This is a genomic window from Vibrio sp. V23_P3S9T160, from assembly GCF_963886625.1.
In the GTDB taxonomy this organism is placed as follows: domain Bacteria; phylum Pseudomonadota; class Gammaproteobacteria; order Enterobacterales; family Vibrionaceae; genus Vibrio; species Vibrio anguillarum.
Genome location: NZ_CAWPDB010000089.1, coordinates 1 through 2,609 on the forward strand (window position 1 = coordinate 1; position 2,609 = coordinate 2,609).

Genomic DNA, 2,609 nt, shown 5'->3' on the forward strand with positions numbered 1-2,609 from the left:
TTCAATTTTGCACTAAAGCCGCCACGCGTTGGCAATCCCTCTTGAGCCGTTTGTTATGTGATTGTTGCACAAGATTTACATTAAGGGCTCAGCTATAATCCATACGCACCAAGTTAACTATAATAAAATGGACATGATATGAAAGCTCTTATTTATGAAACTCTTATTAGCCTTGCAAACCAAGACCCTGAACAACATGCAAAAATTCGCGAAAATCTGTATGAACAGTTGGGCTTGCCTTTGGACAAACAATTAGCTCTATACTCTAGAGCCCTTGGGCCAGCAAGTTCAGGAAAACTTGAAAATGACCAAGCGATCAATAATGCAGTTGAAAGTGCCATTAAGCTGCTAGAAACACCTGAGCACTAGCCTTGCATTACTAAATATCAACGGCCCTCGACGTCAAGGGCCGTTTTTATATGCTCATTTTCTAACAAACTCTCAGCCAATTTAGACAAAATTATCACCAGTAGTACTTTTAGATAAAACTAAAACCTCGATTTTTGAGCCAATTTCCTTCTTTGACAGCATACGATAAGAATCTTGTTCTTTTCAATTATCGTTGAAGAATGCCAATCAATAATTTCATTCAACGATCTGAAACATCCCAAACAAATATCCATTTCATCTAAACAGCACTGTCTAATACACGGTGACTTGGGCTCTTCGACCTCACTCATTTTCCTATCTTTCATAACAAAAATCCTATCACATTTCCGCAGTAGTCTTTATTAACGAAATCATAGTAAAGAATTCGGCGTACACTAGCACATAACGCCCGCTTAAGGGGCAGACAACGCTACTACCAACTTACCGCATAACACCGTAATCACCAAAACCAACGCATAGTAAAAATACCACGCGTTGGCTGTCCCTCTTGAAGCGTTTGTTATGCATGTGCCACAACGCGAGCCATATGGTAAACGTCAACGTAGCTACCATTTCTGAACGCATAAGCTTTCGACTCACCTTCAATTTCAAAACCGAACTTCTTATACAAATTGATCGCTCGTTCGTTGTCCACATAGACCGTCAATTCGATTCGTTTCAAATTCAGCCAGTTATCCGCTAAATCGATAACCGTTTTCAGTAAAGCACTACCAACACCTAAACTTTGAGCATCGTCTTTAACGCCCATACCGAATGTACCTACGTGACGTCGTCTCGGATTAGTACATAGCTCAAAGCCCAAATTACCTACTATTTCACCGTCCACTAGTGCCACATATGCATAAACATGATCTGGAATAGTCTGAAAACGTTTTTCCCACATATCGGAGGATGGAAGCGGAAGTTGTAATGTGCCAGTGTACGCATTTGGGCACTCATAAACTCCTTTTATCGCTTTAGCATCTGATGGCTCTGCTCGCCTGACTTCAACAACCATAGTTCCTCTTTTCCTAAAAAATGCATAACGCCGCGTTAAGTGGTGAGCAACGCTAACCACCCTACCTAAACTATTGCACCATAAACACTAAAGCTGACTAAGACTCAGAATGCCGAGCGTTGGGAATCCGTCTTAAACGCTTTGTTATACGCAATTTTTCCCGTTGCTTCAGAACTTCTGTTACTAAGACGTCTTGCTTAAGCCAAATTACTTCACAAACGTAAATAGGTACACTCGTGATCATGCCGACAAACACATTGAATTCAAATAATTGCTGAACTGGCTTGTAGCTCAACCATGTTAGGAAACATACACAACTCAAAGCAAATACCAAAAATCGACTATTGGCTTTACTTATTTCATAGTTAATTGCTGCATCATCCCAGCGCAGTTTCTTCGCTACTTTTAGTCTATTTAACCTTTGCTTTCTTTTGAACGAACTTAGCCAATTAGGCACATTGTCGACAATTCGATGCACAACAAGACCTAAACCAATGGCAAAGAGAACATTAAACCACCACTCTAAAGTGCCTAAATTTTCGTAAATCTGTTCCATCTTGCTCCTTGCGTATAACGCCGCATTAAGGTGTGAGCAACGCTACCACGAAACCTAGCCATACCACCGAAAACACAAAACCCAACGCGAAGCTAAGAATACCAAGCGTTGGGAATCACTCTTAAATGCTTTGTTATTGCGCTATATCGTCGTTAGATCGATGGACAATTGCCTTTTACTGCCATGTCTACTTTTAAAACTTCAGCTTTACCTTTGCTTTCGTCTACTAACTCTACGCCAGCACCACCAACAAACACACCCATTTTGATATATTGATTAACGAAGTAATTACGGCCCTCTTCGGTGTAAATGGTTAAATGATTCTCGGAAAACTCTGATTCCGTACTTACTTGATGCTCTTTATTACCTTCTACTTCATGGTAGAAGAAAATCCCAGGAGCAGTCTCACCTATACACTCGCCATCAACATAAACGTATTTTTTAAGTGCCGCGCCAACAAAGCTATCCTCACGATAAATATAAATACCAGAATTGCCTTCTTGAGGAGCTTCAAATGATTTAGCTTCATTCGAAACTGTCGAATCTACGGTAGGAACTGAAGCACAGCCTGATAAACCCAAAAGCAGAGCGGAGCACAAAATTACTTTATTTTTCATATTATTAACCTAGCTACGATAAAAAACCGCGCCAAACATACTATATAAT

The 2,609-nt window shown here is 40.2% G+C and carries 5 protein-coding genes; 1 reads left to right on the top strand and 4 read right to left on the bottom strand.

Annotation, left to right across the window (positions count from 1 at the left end):
- Positions 1 to 138: 138 nt before the first annotated feature.
- Positions 139 to 369, top strand: coding sequence for a PAS factor family protein (locus AACU59_RS04780; protein ID WP_013868597.1), 231 nt, complete (start codon positions 139 to 141; stop codon positions 367 to 369).
- A 119-nt stretch (positions 370 to 488) separates the two neighbouring features.
- Here AACU59_RS04780 and AACU59_RS04785 read toward each other — a convergent pair whose 3' ends face one another.
- The 4 genes from AACU59_RS04785 to AACU59_RS04800 form a co-directional block, all read right to left on the bottom strand.
- Positions 489 to 695, bottom strand: a complete 207-nt coding sequence (locus AACU59_RS04785) for a DUF1289 domain-containing protein (RefSeq protein ID WP_083250237.1) — start codon at positions 693 to 695, stop codon at positions 489 to 491.
- 194 nt (positions 696 to 889) lie between these two features.
- Positions 890 to 1,387 (bottom strand): GNAT family N-acetyltransferase, encoded by a 498-nt coding sequence (locus AACU59_RS04790; RefSeq protein ID WP_161437767.1) that lies wholly within the window; start codon positions 1,385 to 1,387, stop codon positions 890 to 892.
- Positions 1,388 to 1,484: 97 nt separating this feature from the next.
- Positions 1,485 to 1,943 carry a hypothetical protein gene (locus AACU59_RS04795; protein ID WP_123768147.1) on the bottom strand — a complete coding sequence of 153 codons (459 nt, stop codon included), beginning with the start codon at positions 1,941 to 1,943 and terminating at the stop codon, positions 1,485 to 1,487.
- A 152-nt stretch (positions 1,944 to 2,095) separates the two neighbouring features.
- Positions 2,096 to 2,560, bottom strand: a complete 465-nt coding sequence (locus AACU59_RS04800; protein WP_017050760.1) for a DUF2846 domain-containing protein — start codon at positions 2,558 to 2,560, stop codon at positions 2,096 to 2,098.
- Positions 2,561 to 2,609: the final 49 nt, after the last annotated feature.

Excerpts from the sequence above, each read along its gene's own strand:
- AACU59_RS04780 (WP_013868597.1), top strand. The coding sequence starts at position 139 with ATGAAAGCTCTTATTTATGAAACTCTTATTAGCCTTGCAAACCAAGAC.
- AACU59_RS04785 (WP_083250237.1), bottom strand. The coding sequence starts at position 695 with ATGAAAGATAGGAAAATGAGTGAGGTCGAAGAGCCCAAGTCACCGTGT.
- AACU59_RS04790 (WP_161437767.1), bottom strand. The coding sequence starts at position 1,387 with ATGGTTGTTGAAGTCAGGCGAGCAGAGCCATCAGATGCTAAAGCGATA.
- AACU59_RS04795 (WP_123768147.1), bottom strand. The coding sequence starts at position 1,943 with ATGGAACAGATTTACGAAAATTTAGGCACTTTAGAGTGGTGGTTTAAT.
- AACU59_RS04800 (WP_017050760.1), bottom strand. The coding sequence starts at position 2,560 with ATGAAAAATAAAGTAATTTTGTGCTCCGCTCTGCTTTTGGGTTTATCA.